The organism is Intrasporangium zincisolvens (assembly GCF_034724055.1).
GTDB lineage: Bacteria > Actinomycetota > Actinomycetes > Actinomycetales > Dermatophilaceae > Monashia > Monashia zincisolvens.
In genome coordinates this window covers 291,290-305,068 of sequence record NZ_JAWIIL010000003.1, presented here as the reverse complement: position 1 = coordinate 305,068, position 13,779 = coordinate 291,290, and the positions used below count along the sequence as shown (strand labels likewise).

Annotated in this window: 13 protein-coding genes, 1 tRNA gene and 1 other RNA gene; 8 read left to right on the top strand and 7 right to left on the bottom strand. The window is 72.1% G+C overall.

What is annotated here, in order from left to right; all coding sequences use genetic code 11:
• Nucleotides 1-42 precede the first annotated feature (42 nt).
• The gene (locus tag RY076_RS09920; RefSeq protein WP_323097495.1) at nucleotides 43-1,248 is read right to left on the bottom strand and encodes an MFS transporter; all 1,206 of its coding nucleotides are present in this window, start codon (nucleotides 1,246-1,248) and stop codon (nucleotides 43-45) included.
• A gap of 75 nt (nucleotides 1,249-1,323) precedes the next feature.
• Between RY076_RS09920 and RY076_RS09915 the strand changes: the two genes are divergently transcribed.
• Entirely contained in the window at nucleotides 1,324-2,397 is a 1,074-nt protein-coding gene (locus tag RY076_RS09915; protein WP_323097494.1) for a LacI family DNA-binding transcriptional regulator, read from the top strand.
• An 856-nt stretch (nucleotides 2,398-3,253) separates the two neighbouring features.
• Here RY076_RS09915 and ffs read toward each other — a convergent pair.
• Nucleotides 3,254-3,350, bottom strand: an RNA gene (ffs, locus tag RY076_RS09910) — signal recognition particle sRNA small type.
• Nucleotides 3,351-3,374: 24 nt separating this feature from the next.
• On the bottom strand, nucleotides 3,375-4,709 hold the full coding sequence (locus RY076_RS09905; protein WP_323097493.1) for an MFS transporter: 1,335 nt from the start codon (nucleotides 4,707-4,709) through the stop codon (nucleotides 3,375-3,377).
• Nucleotides 4,710-4,819: 110 nt separating this feature from the next.
• On the opposite strand from RY076_RS09905, the gene RY076_RS09900 reads away from it, so the two are divergent.
• From RY076_RS09900 to RY076_RS09885, 4 genes are all read left to right on the top strand, one after another.
• Nucleotides 4,820-4,907, top strand: a tRNA-Ser gene (locus tag RY076_RS09900).
• Nucleotides 4,908-5,196: 289 nt separating this feature from the next.
• Nucleotides 5,197-6,156, top strand: a complete 960-nt coding sequence (locus tag RY076_RS09895) for an MBL fold metallo-hydrolase (RefSeq protein ID WP_323097492.1) — start codon at nucleotides 5,197-5,199, stop codon at nucleotides 6,154-6,156.
• 43 nt (nucleotides 6,157-6,199) lie between these two features.
• On the top strand, nucleotides 6,200-7,216 hold the full coding sequence (argF, locus tag RY076_RS09890; RefSeq protein WP_323097491.1) for an ornithine carbamoyltransferase: 1,017 nt from the start codon (nucleotides 6,200-6,202) through the stop codon (nucleotides 7,214-7,216).
• Between the two features lie 54 nt (nucleotides 7,217-7,270).
• On the top strand, nucleotides 7,271-8,338 hold the full coding sequence (locus RY076_RS09885) for a metallophosphoesterase (protein ID WP_323097490.1): 1,068 nt from the start codon (nucleotides 7,271-7,273) through the stop codon (nucleotides 8,336-8,338).
• 64 nt (nucleotides 8,339-8,402) lie between these two features.
• Here the strand turns inward: RY076_RS09885 and RY076_RS09880 are convergent, their stop codons facing one another.
• Both RY076_RS09880 and RY076_RS09875 read right to left on the bottom strand, forming a co-directional pair.
• Complete coding sequence (locus RY076_RS09880) at nucleotides 8,403-8,942, bottom strand: LytR C-terminal domain-containing protein (RefSeq protein WP_323097489.1); 540 nt, start codon at nucleotides 8,940-8,942, stop codon at nucleotides 8,403-8,405.
• Nucleotides 8,943-8,990: 48 nt separating this feature from the next.
• Nucleotides 8,991-9,287, bottom strand: a complete 297-nt coding sequence (locus tag RY076_RS09875) for a type II toxin-antitoxin system VapB family antitoxin (protein WP_076258677.1) — start codon at nucleotides 9,285-9,287, stop codon at nucleotides 8,991-8,993.
• A 51-nt stretch (nucleotides 9,288-9,338) separates the two neighbouring features.
• Between RY076_RS09875 and RY076_RS09870 the strand changes: the two genes are divergently transcribed.
• Nucleotides 9,339-10,943: a helicase HerA-like domain-containing protein gene (locus RY076_RS09870; protein ID WP_323097488.1), complete on the top strand. Its 1,605-nt coding sequence runs from the start codon at nucleotides 9,339-9,341 to the stop codon at nucleotides 10,941-10,943.
• Nucleotides 10,944-11,010: 67 nt separating this feature from the next.
• On the opposite strand, the gene RY076_RS09865 is transcribed toward RY076_RS09870, so the two are convergent.
• Nucleotides 11,011-11,847 (bottom strand): helix-turn-helix domain-containing protein, encoded by an 837-nt coding sequence (locus tag RY076_RS09865; protein ID WP_323097487.1) that lies wholly within the window; start codon nucleotides 11,845-11,847, stop codon nucleotides 11,011-11,013.
• 56 nt (nucleotides 11,848-11,903) lie between these two features.
• Nucleotides 11,904-12,395: a MarR family winged helix-turn-helix transcriptional regulator gene (locus RY076_RS09860; protein WP_323097486.1), complete on the bottom strand. Its 492-nt coding sequence runs from the start codon at nucleotides 12,393-12,395 to the stop codon at nucleotides 11,904-11,906.
• Between the two features lie 84 nt (nucleotides 12,396-12,479).
• Between RY076_RS09860 and RY076_RS09855 the strand changes: the two genes are divergently transcribed.
• Both RY076_RS09855 and RY076_RS09850 read left to right on the top strand, forming a co-directional pair.
• On the top strand, nucleotides 12,480-13,055 hold the full coding sequence (locus tag RY076_RS09855) for an NADPH-dependent F420 reductase (RefSeq protein WP_323097485.1): 576 nt from the start codon (nucleotides 12,480-12,482) through the stop codon (nucleotides 13,053-13,055).
• Nucleotides 13,056-13,071: 16 nt separating this feature from the next.
• A complete protein-coding gene (locus RY076_RS09850) occupies nucleotides 13,072-13,722 on the top strand; it encodes an alpha/beta hydrolase (protein ID WP_323097484.1) in 651 nt (216 codons plus the stop codon).
• Nucleotides 13,723-13,779: the final 57 nt, after the last annotated feature.

The following is a 13,779-nucleotide window of genomic DNA, read 5'->3' as shown; positions in this document are numbered from 1 at the left end:
CCGCGCCGGTGGCGTCAGGTGCGGGGCGTCGGGTGCGAGGCGTCAGGTGCGGGCGTCGGTCCCGGGCTCGCGGACGGCGGGCAGCGCGAGGAGCGCGACCGCGCACAGGACCCCGACGACGAGCAGCGAGTGCAGCACCCCGACGTGGTCGCCGAGGAAGCCGAGCAGCGGGGGGCCGGCGAGGAACGCGGTGTAGCCGATCGTCGACACGACGCTCATCCGGGCCGCGGCGCGACGCGGGTCGTCCGCGGCGGCGCTCATGCCGACCGGGAAGCCGAGGCTCGCACCGACACCCCAGATCGCGGCGCCGACGAAGGCGAGCACCGGGCCGCCGAAGACGACGAGGGCGCAGCCGACGACGGCCGACACGAAGAGGACCCGGAGCACGGGCAGCCGGCCGTAGGAGTCGAGGAAGCGCGTGCCGAGGATCCGGCCGGCGGTCATGGCGCTGAGGAAGACGGCGAAGCCGATGACGCCGACCCACCGCTGCAGGCCGTAACCCTCGGAGAGTGCGACGCCGACCCAGTCGTTGGCGGTCCCCTCGGTGAACGCGGCGGCGAGCACGACGACGCCGATGAGCAGGGTGCGCGGCTCGCGCCAGGCGGCGGCGATGCCGGCCTTCTCCTTGACCTCCTCGCCGTGCTCGTCGACCTCGACCGAGCGGGGCAGGAAGGCGCGCAGGAACCACGGGGTCACGGCGAGCATGAGCACGACGATGCCGACGAGGTGCACGAGGATCGAGACGTGCAGTGCCGACAGGCCGGCACCGATGAGGGCGCTGACGACCGTGCCGCCGCTGAAGGCCGCGTGGAAGTGCGGCATGATCGCCCGGCCGAGGAGCCGCTCCACGGAGGCTCCCTCGAGGTTCATGCTGACGTCGAAGACGCCGGTGCCGATGCCGACGAGGAAGAGCCCGGCCATGACGACCGCCCGCTCGTGGAAGACCGTGACCCCGAGGCCGACGCCGACCAGTCCGACCGCCTGCACGAGGGCCGCGCCGAACAGGGTCCGCGCGGCTCCGAGGTGGTGGACGATCCAGCCGGACAGCGGCAGGCCGAGGACGGACCCGAGCGAGGCCGCGAGCAGCGTCAGGCCGAGCTGCCCCGCGGACAGCCCGAGCTCGTGCTTGAGGTCGGGCACGCGTGAGGCGAACGCGGCGAAGGCGGCGCCGTTGAGCGCGAAGGCGGTGAACACGGCGGTGCGCGCGGTGCGCACGACGCTCAGCTCGGGGGTGGCGACGCCGGCCATCGGCCCAGCCTCTCATCTCTGTCGTGGTGATGGTCGAAACGATTCGACTCGAATCGTTTCGATAGCATGCCTCCCATGACGCCCGCCGGTCAAGCCCGCCCGACGCTCCGCGACGTCGCCGAGCGCGCCGGCGTCTCGGTCTCCACCGCCTCCCTCGTCTTCAGCGGCAAGGGGCCGGTCGCCGAGGCCACCGCGGCCCGGGTGCGCGAGGCCGCCGCCGGCCTGGGCTTCACCGGGCCGAACCCCCTCGCGTCGTCGCTCCGCCAGGGACGGGCCGGCGCTGTCGGGGTCCTCGTCGAGGGGCGGCTGCGCACCGCCTTCCGCGACCCCTTCGGCATCGCGGTCCTCGACGGTCTCGCCGAGGTCCTCGAGTCCGTCCCCACCGGCATGCTGCTGCTGGGCCAGCCGACCGACGACCTCGAGGCCGTCGTCCAGCAGCTGTCGGGACTGGCCCTCGACGCCGTCGTCTTCTCTCTCTGCGGGCCCGGCGAGCACCCCGCCGTGGAGCATCTGGCCTCGCGCGGCATCCCGATGTTCAGCACCGGTGTTCCCGGCGACCGGCGCGTCACCCAGGTGCGCATCGACGAGCGCGCGGCCGGGGCAGAGGTGGCCCGGCACGTCCGCGAGCTCGGCCACCGACGCGTCGCCCACGTCGCAATGCCGTTGACCCACCGTAGCGTCGCCGGTCCCGTGCCCGACGCCGAGGTGTCGCCACGGGACGTCGCGATCCCTTCGACGGGGCGGCTCATCGGGTTCCGCGACGTGTTCGGCCCCCGCGCCGAGGCCGTCCAGACCGGTGACGGCTCGTCGGTCGAGGGCGGCATCGCCATGGGTCGGGTGCTGCTCGACCGGCCGGCGCGAAGCAGGCCGACGGCCGTCGTCTGCCAGTCCGACGTCATCGCCGCCGGCGTCGTCATCGTGGCCGAGGAGCTCGATCTCAGCGTGCCGGGCGACCTGTCGGTGACCGGCTTCGACGGCGTCGACCTGCCCTGGCTCCCGCACCGGTTGACGACGATGGACCAGCAGGGCCGCGAGAAGGGCCGGGTGCTCGGCGACCTCGTCCGGCGACGCCTCGAGGGTCGACGCGTCCGCAACGTGACGCAGCCGGTGACCCTCCGCATCGGTACGACGACCGCTCCCCCACCCTGACCGCCGCACGCACGTGACGCGTGGGACGCAGTGCTCACTCGACGGGCAGGAGGACGCAACCCGTGTGACGCGTGGGACGCAGTGCTCACTCGACGGGCAGGAGGACGCAACCCGTGTGACGCGTGGGACGCAGTGCTCACTCGACGGGCAGGAGGACGCAACCCGTGTGACGCGTGGGACGCAGTGCTCACTCGACGGGCAGGAGGACGCAACCCGTGTGACGCGTGGGACGCAGTGCTCACTCGACGGGCAGGAGGACGCAACCCGTGTGACGCGTGGGACGCAGTGCTCACTCGACGGGCAGGAGGACGCAACCCGTGTGACGCGTGGGACGCAGTGCTCACTCGACGGGCAGGAGGACGCAACCCGTGTGACGCGTGGGACGCAGTGCTCACTCGACGGGCAGGAGGACGCAACCCGTGTGACGCGTGGGACGCAGTGCTCACTCGACGGGCAGGAGGACGCAACCCGTGTGACGCGTGGGACGCAGTGCTCACTCGACGGGCAGGAGGACGCAACCCGTGTGACGCGTGGGACGCAGTGCTCACTCGACGGGCAGGAGGACGCAACCCGTGTGACGCGTGGGACGCAGTGCTCACTCGACGGGCAGGAGGACGCAACCCGTGTGACGCGTGGGACGCAGTGCTCACTCGACGGGCAGGAGGACGCAACCCGTGTGACGCGTGGGACGCAGTGCTCACTCGACGGGCAGGAGGACGCAACCCGTGTGACGCGTGGGACGCAGTGCTCACTCGACGGGCAGGAGGACGCAACCCGTGTGACGCGTGGGACGCAGTGCTCACTCGACGGGCAGGAGAGCGTGGGGCGTCGGGCGTGGTTTGCGCGCCGGCGGGGGAAAAGGGACACCCCGCGTACCTGGAAGAGCTCTCCTACCCTTGCTGCATTCCTGCCCTGGGGGAGTTCGGAGAGGTACCACCACGCGGGGTGCCGGGCGCCAGTGTATGCCGGGGTGTCGGTCAGCCGGAAATCCGGTCGGGCGGGGTGCCCGTCGACGTGGCCGCGGCGACGAGCGGTTCGGGCTCGCGAACCCCGTTGACGTGCGGCGGGATGCGTCGTTCGACCCGCAGGGCCATGACGGCGAGCAGGACACAGCCGCCGACGAGGAAGCCGATGTAGACCCAGCCGAGGCCGCGGCCCACGAGGAACGAGGCCACGACCGGACCGCCGGCGAAGGCGAGCGAGAACATCAGCGAGCTGAGCGCGTTGTACCGGCCGCGCAGGTGGTCGGGCGCGAGGTCGTTGACCATGGCGGCGCTCGTGGGCTGGAGCATCGTCTCGCCGAGGCCGAAGATGCCCGCGACGGCGCACAGCAGCACCGTGGCCGCCACGGTTCCGGGCACGAGCGAGGTGGCCCCGAGCAGCGACCACGCAACAGCCCACGTGATGGCCATGACGACGGTGACCCGGGTGCGGCGCCTGCCCTCGATGCGCTGGAGGACGAACAGCTGGAGCAGCACGATGACGACGGTGTTGGCGGCGAAGGCGTAGCCGAGGGCCTCGGTGGACACGTGCCCCTCGGCACGCGCGTACGCGGGCATGCCGACGTTGAGCTGCGGGTAGCTGACGATCGCGGCGACGGCGCCGAGTCCGAGCAGGGCCCGCAGCCGGGGGTCGCGCAGCAGGGCCCGGTAGGAGACGCGAGCCTCGGAGTCGTGGTCGGGCGAGGCGGGAGCCCGGCCGCCGGCGCGGCGCAGCGGGCCGAAGAGGATCGCGAGCGGCAGCAGGTAGCTGACGGCGTCGAGCAGGTAGATGGTGACGAAGGTGCCGGGGCGCCCGACGTCGACGAAGCGACCGCCGACGATGCCCCCGATGCCGATGCCGAGGTTGAGGAGGGTGAAGTTGATGCCGAAGTACCGCTGGCGCTGCTCGCTCGGCACGATCGAGCCGATGAGCGAGCTGGAGGCCGGCCACACGACGCCGAACCCGTAGCCGAAGAAGAGCAGCGCGAGGACGGCCTGCGGGAGCGTCGTGGCGAAGGCCAGGAAGACATCGCCGACGAGGAGGGCGAGCAGCGCGCTGGCGTAGACGAGGCGGGCCCCGACGCGGTCGATGAGCGCGCCGGCGGGCGTGACGACGACGATGCCGACGACGGCCTGGAAGGCGAGCAGGAGGCCGACGGTCTCGAGCGGGAAGCCGCGGACCTCGTGGAGGTAGACGACGAGGAACGGCAGGACGAGCCCGGTGCCGATCGACTGGACGAGGACGGTGGAGATGAGCCAGCGGCCCTCGCGCGGCAGGTCGTGCCAGAACGAGGACAGGCGCGGGCGGCCGGTCGGCACGTGGGTGGTCACCGCGCGAGTCTGCCGTCCGGCACCGACAGCGGTCGCCCGGTTTTCGGCCGGGACGCCGGGTCGGGCGGCCGATTTCATCCCGGCCGGTCTCCTCCGGTAGCCTCCCCCACGGAGGATTCGCATAGTGGCCTAGTGCGCACGATTGGAAATCGTGTTGGGATAAAACCCTCGGGGGTTCAAATCCCCCATCCTCCGCCAACGAGAACGGCCCCCATCGCGCCCAGCGCGATGGGGGCCGTTCTCGTTGGCGGAGGTCTCCCGGATTTGGGAGGAGCCGGAGCGAAGCGGAGGCGACGGTTCCCCCATCCCCGCGGCCGAGAATGTCCCCAGACACGCGGGTTCGAGAACGCGGCCTCAGGCGCCCGAGAACCCAGCCACACAGGTCTGCCAACCCGACCACGCGGGACCGCCGACCCAACCCCGCGAGCCTGAGAGCCGGGCCGAAATCGGCGTGCCGAGCACGGCGCCACCCACCAGAATCAGCCGCATGCCCGAACCCCTCCCCCTCGACACGAGCCACCGCTGGATCCACGGCTCGCGCTCCCGCCGCCACCGCACCGACCCCGACCACCAGGTCGAGCAGCTCGCTGCCGGAACGGTTCTCGTGCGCCAGTCCAAGGACCTCACCTACGAGGCGCCGTTCGTCCTGCTGCTCCTCGGGCGTGAGCGGGCATTGCTCGTCGACACCGGCGCGATCCCCGGCGAGGGCCTGCGCGCGGTCGTCGACGAGCAGGTCGACGCATGGACCCGGGCCGAGGGTCTCGACGGCCTCGAGCTCGTCGTCGCGCACAGCCACTCCCACGGCGACCACGTCGCGGGTGACGGCGCGTTCGCCGACCGGCCGCGCACGACCGTCGTCGCTCACGACGCCGCGTCGGTCCACGCGTTCTTCGGCCTGACCCAGCCCGACGCGTCCCCTTCCCCCGACGCACCCAGCACCGACGCGTCACCCACGCCTGACGCGTCGGTGCCCTTCGACCTCGGCGGACGCGTCGTCGACGTGCTGGCCATTCCCGGCCACCACGCGGCGTCGGTCGCCTTCCACGACCGCGCGACCGGGCTGCTGCACACCGGCGACACCGTGTACCCGGGCCGGCTCTACGTCGACGACCCGGCGGCCATGGCGGCCTCGCTCGACCGGCTCGTCGCCTTCGCCGAGGAGCACGACGTGCGGCACGTCCTCGGCTGCCACGTCGAGATGACGCGCAGGCCCGGCCGCGACTACCCGCTCGGCGCGCGCTACCAGCCGGACGAGCCGTCGCCGTTCCTCACGGTCGAGCAGCTGCGCCGGGTCCGCGACGGCTGGGCGGCCCACGCCGGCCGCCCGGGCACGCACCGGCTCGACGACGTCGTGCTCTGCGTCGGCAGCGGTCTGGGTGTCGCGGCCCCCCTCCTGGCGCGCGCCGCGATCGAGCGCGTCCGCGACGCCGTTCGGCAGCTGACCTGAGACCGCTTTGCCGCGCGCGGCCTCGGGCTGGAAGCATCGGTCCATGACGCTCGACGCCCTGTACGGACGCTCCCTGCTCAAGGAGACCGACCTGACGCCTGCCGAGTTCCGGGCGCTGCTCGACCTCGCGGCGAACCTCAAGGCCGCCAAGCGCGAGCGACGCGAGCCGCGCCACCTCACCGGTCTCAACATCGCGCTCGTCTTCGAGAAGACGTCGACGCGCACCCGTTGCGCCTTCGAGGTCGCCGCCGCCGACCAGGGCGCGAGCACCACCTACCTCGACCCGAGCGGCTCGCAGATCGGGCACAAGGAGTCGGCCAAGGACACCGCGCGCGTCCTCGGCCGGTTCTACGACGGCATCGAGTACCGGGGCGCCGGCCACGACGTGGTCGAGACCCTCGCCGCCAACGCGGGCGTGCCGGTCTGGAACGGGCTCACCGACGACTGGCACCCGACGCAGTCGCTGTGCGACGCCCTGACGATGCGCGAGCACGGCGGCGGCAAGCCCGACGGCGAGATCGCGTTCGCGTTCGTCGGCGACGCCCGGTTCAACATGGGCAACTCGCTGCTCGTCACCGGCGCGATGCTCGGCATGGACGTGCGGATCGTCGCACCGAGGGCGCTGTGGCCCTCGGACGCCGTCGTCGCGATCGCCCGGCGGTACGCCGAGGAGACCGGCGCCCGGGTCACACTGACCGAGGACGTCGCCGAGGGGGTGCGCGGCGTCGACTTCGTGCACACCGACGTGTGGGTGTCGATGGGTGAGCCGAAGGAGGTGTGGGCCGAGCGCATCGGGCAGCTGGGCCCGTACCAGGTGAACGCGGAGATGCTTGCGGCGACAGGGAACCCGCAGGTCAGGTTCATGCACTGCCTTCCGGCCTTCCACGACCTCGACACGAAGGTCGGCCAGGACGTCCACGAGCAGTTCGGGCTCAAGGAGCTCGAGGTGACCGACGACGTCTTCGAGTCCGCCGCGTCGGTCGTCTTCGACCAGGCCGAGAACCGGATGCACACGATCAAGGCCCTCATGGTGGCGACGCTGGCCCGTCTCGACGTCTGACGTTCACGCGGGGTTGGTGGTGCACCCCGGCCGCCTTGCGGGAGAACGGCTGTCATGCACATCTCCCGCACCCCCGTCGTGGCGGCCGTCGCCGCCGCCCTCCTCGCGATCCCCGCGGTGGCCGCAGCCGCCGCGCCCGCCCAACCCGCCGCGTCCACCTCGAGCCCGGACGTCCCGCCCGGCCAGCAGAAGGACGGCCACTTCTCCTTCGCAGTCATCGGCGACGTTCCCTACGGCGACGCGCAGGTCGCGGCCTTCCCGCGCTGGGTCGACCAGATCAACGCCACGCCGGGCCTGTCGTTCACCATCCACGTCGGCGACATCAAGAACGGCTCCTCGAGGTGCACCAACGAGTACTTCGACATGATCCGCGCCCAGTTCGACCGCTTCACCCTGCCGCTCGTCTACACCCCGGGCGACAACGAGTGGACCGACTGTCACCGCACGAACAACGGCACGTACGACCCGCTCGAGCGCCTCGCCGCGGTCCGCAAGACGTTCTTCCCGACCGCCGGCCAGACGCTCGGCGCCAACCCGATGACGGTGGACTCCCAGGCGGCACAGGGCTTCCCGGAGAACGTGTCACTGCGCCGCCAGGGCGTCGAGGTCGCCACGCTGCACGTCGTCGGCAGCAACAACGGCCTGCTGCCCTGGCCCGAGCTCGGGTTCACCAGCCCGACGCCTCAGCAGGTCGCCGAGGAGCGGGCCCGCATGGACGCCGCAGTCGCCCAGGTGCGTCAGGCGTTCGCGTCGGCCCGCCAGCGCCATGACCGCGCCGTGGCCCTGTTCACGCAGGCCGACATGTTCGACCCGACCTACGACGTCACGTGGGCCGACGACTCGGCCTTCCAACCGCTCGTGCGCGAGCTCGTCGCCCAGTCGCGCGACTTCGACGGGGAGGTCTACCTCTTCAACGGCGACAGCCACGTCTACAACTCCGACAAGCCCCTCGCGGCCGGCTCGAAGTGGCTCGACTTCTACGGCGTCGAGGGTTCGGCGCCCAACCTGACCCGGGTCACGGTCGACGGCTCGAACAACAACAAGGACTTCCTCAAGGTCACCGTCACGCGGCCGGGCGCCGAGCACGTCCTGTCGTGGGAGCGCATCCCCTACGCCTCCTGAGCGGGCGACGCACGAGGCGCGGACGCGTCGGGGCAGGTCCCCGACGCGTCCCGCCAGGAGTGCGTCAGCCCTCCGTCACCGTCACGGTCGGGCAGGGCCGGAGCGTCGAGGTCGGGGTGGGGGCGGCGGGGGTGGGCCCGAAGGCCTTCCAGGACGGGCCCATGACGAGGTCGACGGCGTCGCCCTTGCGCTTGTCGTTGACCATCGTCGCCTTCGGCACGTACTTCTTCACGAGGGCCGCCGACTCCGCCCCCTCGGGGCCGAACCGGATGACGGCGACGCCCTTGACGGCGGCCTTGGACGGGTCGTTGGCCACGGCCTTCACGGTGAAGCCCCGCTTGCCCGCCTCCTGGGCCACCGACTTGGCCAGCCCGCGCCGGTCCGTGCCGTTGTAGACGTTGAGGGCGACGTCACGCGGCTCGAGCGGCACGACGACCGGTTCGGTGCTGCACGGGCCCGGCTTGGGCTCCGAGGCGTTCCAGTAGCTCGAGGCGTAGTAGAAGGCCCCCGCGAGCGCCAGCAGCACGACCGCGATGACGATGGTCGACCGACGCTGGCGGCGCACCCGGTAGGTGCCGCCCTCGTCGCCTGCGACGTCCGACATCGGGTCTCCTCCTCCTCGGCCCGCACCACCCCCTGTGGTGCGCGTGTGTCAGGAGAGTACGAGGACTCGGGCGTGAAGGACAGGACGTTGCTGCAGCGCGGCGCGCAGGGCCCGGTGCAGTCCGTCCTCGAGGTACAGCTCACCCTTCCACTCGACGCAGTGCGGGAAGAGGTCCCCGTAGAACGTCGAGTCGTCGGCGAGCAGCCCGCGCAGGTCGAGCGTGCTCTTCGTCGTGATGAGCTCACCGAGCTGCACGACGCGCGGGGGGACGTTCGACCAGTCCTTCGTCGTCTCGAGTCCGTGGTCCGGGTACGGGCGGGAGTCGCCGACGGCCTTGAAAATCACCGGGTCAGCATAGACAGCGAACCCGTGGACGCGCGGGCTAGAGTTCGACGCGTGAGCGGGTCAGCCAGCGAGGCACCGGACGAAGCCACCCCCGACACCGCCCAGATCGACGAGATCCGGGCGGGGTACGCGTTCGACGGCGGGGTGCTCAAGCTCGGCGCCGCGGTCGTCGACGGCACGGCCCATGCGGACGCGCCGGTGCAGATCCCGCTCAGCGTGCTCAACCGGCACGGTCTGGTCGCGGGCGCCACCGGCACCGGCAAGACCAAGACGCTCCAGCTCATGGCCGAGCAGCTGTCCGACGCCGGCGTGCCGGTGTTCCTCGCCGACATGAAGGGTGACCTGTCCGGCATCGCGACGCCCGGCGAGGGCAACGACAAGATCACGGCGCGCGCCGCCGACGTCGGCATGGAGTGGCAGCCGAGGGCCTACCCGAGCGAGTTCTACACGCTCGGCGGCAAGGGCACCGGCATCCCCATCCGGGCCACGATCACCGGGTTCGGCCCGACCCTGCTGAGCAAGGTCCTCGGCCTCAACGACACCCAGGAGAGCAGCCTCGGGCTGATCTTCCACTACGCCGACAAGAACGGCCTGGCGCTGCTCGACCTCAAGGACCTGCGCGCGGTCATCACACACCTGACCTCCGACGAGGGCAAGGCCGACCTCAAGGACCTCGGCGGCCTCTCGAGCGCCACGGCCGGGGTCATCCTGCGCAACCTCATCACCTTCGAGGACCAGGGCGCCGGCGACTTCTTCGGCGAGCCCGAGTTCGACACGAGCGACCTGCTGCGCGTCGGCTCCGACGGCCGCGGCATCGTGTCGTGCCTCGAGCTGCCCCAGGTCCAGGACCGGCCGCAGCTGTTCTCGACGTTCCTCATGTGGCTGCTCGCCGACCTCTTCCACGACCTGCCGGAGGAGGGCGACGTCGACAAGCCGAAGCTCGTCTTCTTCTTCGACGAGGCCCACCTGCTCTTCCAGGACGCAAGCAAGGCGTTCCTGCAGGCCATCGAGCAGACGGTCCGGCTCATCCGCTCCAAGGGCGTCGGCGTCTTCTTCGTGACGCAGTCGCCGAAGGACGTCCCGTCGGGCGTCCTGGCCCAGCTCGGCAACCGCGTCCAGCACGCGCTGCGCGCCTTCACCCCCGACGACGCCAAGGCGCTCAAGCAGGCGATCGCCACCTACCCGCACACGGCCTACGACATGGAGAAGCTCCTGACGAGCCTCGGCATCGGCGAGGCCGTCGTCACGGTGCTGTCGGACCGTGGGGTACCGACGCCGGTGGCGTGGACGCGGATGAAGGCGCCGAACTCGCTCATGGACCCCTCCCCCCAGGCGACGCTCGACGCCACCGTCGCCGCGTCGCCGCTCAAGGCGAAGTACGCCGAGGTGCTCGACCGCGAGTCCGCCTACGAGAAGCTCGCCCAGCGCCTGCAGGCGGCTCCGCCCGCCACGCCCGCCGCACCTGCGCCGGCCGCACCGTCGGCCCCGGCATCTGCCCCGGCGTCGGCCCCGGCATCGACGCGGGCCCCGAAACCGGAGCCGAACGTGCTCGAGCAGGTGGTGCAGTCCTCGGCGTTCCGGTCCATGGTCCGCTCGGCCGGCACCGTCATCGGCCGCGAGATCACCCGCAGCATCTTCGGCACCCGCAAGCGCTAACCCCACCCCGGCTCGCCGACCGGGGGCGCCTCGTCCGTTCGTGGGTCGGGGCGCCCTCCCCTGCCGGTCAGGCGTCGAGGTCGATGGCGTCGAGGTCCTCGTCGGTGTCGGCGAAGTAGCTGATGACGCGGATGTCGGGCTCGTCGAGCACCTGGAGCACGAGCTGGCGCAGCCGCACGACCCGGCCGTCGTCGAGGCGGATGCGCTTGGTGCGCCCGCGCGTCGGGTCGCTGTCGTGGCGCTCCCACCAGTCCACGGTGTCGGGGTTGCCGCGGAACACCTCGTCGAGGACGCGCTGGTAGCCGGGGTCGTCGGGGTGTCGGGCGTAGGCCTCGCGGAACAGGGCGAGCTGGTCGGCCGCCTCCTGCTGCCAGTCGACGAAGAGAGAGCGCGCGGCCGGGTCGCAGCAGTAGAACCACAGCAGGTTGCGCTCGCGCTTGGCCCGGCGGCCCTCCCAGTCGGTGAAGAGGCGGCACGCGGCCCGGTTGGCGCCGATGACGTCCCACCGGGCGCCGACGACGTAGGCAGGGTTCGGGTGCACGGCGTCGAGCAGGTCGGCGAGCTCGTCGGTCAGCTCCTCGGGCTCGACGCGCCGCCGGCGGGGGCCGCCCGAGGCGAGGTCGTGCAGGTGGCTGCGGCCGTCGGCGTCGAGGCGCAGGGCCCGGGCCAGGCCGTCGAGGACGGACGCGCTGGGCCGCAGGTCGCGGCCGCGCTCGATGAGGTCGTAGTAGGCGACCGAGATGTTCGCGAGCTCGGCCACCTCGGTGCGGCTGAGGCCGACGCGTCGGCGCCCCTTGGCCCGCTTGATGCCGACGTCCTCGGGCGCGAGCGCCTTGCGTCGGGCGCGGAGGAACTCCCCGAGCGGGGACGGGGTGCGCACGCTGAGGGGGACGTCCGAGCTCATGGCGTCATCCTGCCAGCGGACGCGGGTGTCGTCGGCCCGTGGGCGTCGGGAACGCCTCAGCCGACGTCGGTGAGGACCTGCAGGGTGCCGTGCGGGTCGAGCCGGCGCAGGAGCGCCTCGGTGATCTGCGACAGATGGCCGACCTGCTCGGGCGTCAGCGCGTCGATGACCTCGGCACGCACGGTGGCGACGTGGCCGGGCGCGGCCGCGACGACGGCGTCCCGGCCCGCGTCGGTGAGGCGGGCGTTGGTCGCGCGGCCGTCCTCGGGGCAGGGGAACCGCTCGACGAGGGAGCGGTCCTCCAGGCGGCGGACGACGTGGGACAGCCGCGTCAGGGTGGCGTTGGTGCGCTGGGCGAGGTAGGTCATGCGCAGGGTGCGCTCGGGGGCCTCGGAGAGCATCGCGAGGACGAAGTACTCGAAGTGGGTCAGCCCGGAGTCGCGTCGCAGCTGCGTGTCGAGGACTCCCGGGAGCAGCTCGACGACCGCGACGAGCCGCTTCCAGGCGACGAGCTCGTCGGCGTCGAGCCAGCGGGGCGTGGGTTCCATGGCATCAGCATAGCGTCTTACTTGACAGATCAAGTAAACGATGAGAGATTGATTGAAGCATCAACCACTCTACTGGAGGTCACCATGGCACACATCAGCATCATCGGCACGGGCAACATGGGTCAGGCCATCGCCGGCGTCTTCGGCAAGGGCGGGCACTCGGTGCAGCTGCTCGGCGAGTCCGACGCCGCGACCGCCGTGACGGGCGACATCGTCGTGCTGGCCGTGCCCTACGCCGCCGTCTCCTCGATCGCCGCCGAGCGCGGTGACAGCCTCGCCGGCAAGGTCGTCGTCGACATCACCAACCCGGTCAACTTCGAGACGTTCGACTCGCTCGTCGTGCCCGCGGACAGCTCCGCCACGGCCGAGATCGCCAAGCTCCTGCCGCAGTCGCGCCTCGTCAAGGGCTTCAACACGACGTTCGCGGGCACGCTCGCCGCAGGCAGCGTCGGACCGAACACGACGACCGTCCTGCTCGCCGGCGACGACGCCGACGCGAAGTCCGAGGTCGCCGGTGCGATCGCGGCCGGTGGCCTCAAGGCCATCGACGCCGGCTCGCTCGCCCGTGCCCGCGAGCTCGAGGCCCTCGGCTTCCTCCAGATCTCCCTCGCCGCCGGCGAGAAGGTCTCCTGGACGGGCGGCTTCGGCGTCGTCGCCTGAGCCGGACCACCGACACATGTCTTCCGACACCTTCGCCGCCCCGGTCGTGCTCACGACCGGGGCGGACGCCCGCCCCGACGCCGACGCGCCGCTCGTCGTGCTCCTGCACGGCCGCGGCGCCGACGAGCGCTCGATCCTCTCGCTGGTGCCGCACCTGCCAGCCGGGCCGGCCTACGCCGCCGTCCGCGCCCCCATCTCCGAGGGCGGCGGCTACGCGTGGTTCGCCAACCGCGGGATCGGCCGCCCGGTCGCCGAGTCGCTCGAGTCGACGATGACGTGGTTCCGCGACTGGCTCGACGTTGCCGCGCCGGCGGGCCGGCCGGTCGTCCTCGTCGGGTTCAGCGGCGGGGCCGCGTTCGCCGGCGGTCTCGTGCTGTCCGACCCGCACCGCTACGCCGGGGCTGCCGTCCTCAACGGAACACTCCCCTTCGACGCCGGGGTGCCGCTCCACGCCGGTCGCCTCGCGGGCACGCCGGTGTTCCTGGCCCGGGGCGCCGCCGACACGGTGATCCCCCATGAGCTGCTGGACCGGACCTGGGCCTACCTGCACGAGGATTCGGGCGCCGACCTGACGGCGCACCTCGACGCCGGTGGTCACGGCCTGACGCCGGCTGCCGTCGCTGCTCTCGGCGCCTGGCTCGACTCCGTCACCGGCCCCCGCCCCTGACGCGTCTCCCCTGCTACGGGCAGGGCCGCCGGTCCGGCGGCACGGTCCGGCCACGCG

Excerpts from the sequence above, each read along its gene's own strand:
- RY076_RS09920 (WP_323097495.1), bottom strand. The coding sequence starts at position 1,248 with ATGGCCGGCGTCGCCACCCCCGAGCTGAGCGTCGTGCGCACCGCGCGC.
- RY076_RS09915 (WP_323097494.1), top strand. The coding sequence starts at position 1,324 with ATGACGCCCGCCGGTCAAGCCCGCCCGACGCTCCGCGACGTCGCCGAG.
- RY076_RS09895 (WP_323097492.1), top strand. The coding sequence starts at position 5,197 with ATGCCCGAACCCCTCCCCCTCGACACGAGCCACCGCTGGATCCACGGC.
- argF (WP_323097491.1), top strand. The coding sequence starts at position 6,200 with ATGACGCTCGACGCCCTGTACGGACGCTCCCTGCTCAAGGAGACCGAC.
- RY076_RS09885 (WP_323097490.1), top strand. The coding sequence starts at position 7,271 with ATGCACATCTCCCGCACCCCCGTCGTGGCGGCCGTCGCCGCCGCCCTC.
- RY076_RS09880 (WP_323097489.1), bottom strand. The coding sequence starts at position 8,942 with ATGTCGGACGTCGCAGGCGACGAGGGCGGCACCTACCGGGTGCGCCGC.
- RY076_RS09865 (WP_323097487.1), bottom strand. The coding sequence starts at position 11,847 with ATGAGCTCGGACGTCCCCCTCAGCGTGCGCACCCCGTCCCCGCTCGGG.
- RY076_RS09860 (WP_323097486.1), bottom strand. The coding sequence starts at position 12,395 with ATGGAACCCACGCCCCGCTGGCTCGACGCCGACGAGCTCGTCGCCTGG.
- RY076_RS09855 (WP_323097485.1), top strand. The coding sequence starts at position 12,480 with ATGGCACACATCAGCATCATCGGCACGGGCAACATGGGTCAGGCCATC.
- RY076_RS09850 (WP_323097484.1), top strand. The coding sequence starts at position 13,072 with ATGTCTTCCGACACCTTCGCCGCCCCGGTCGTGCTCACGACCGGGGCG.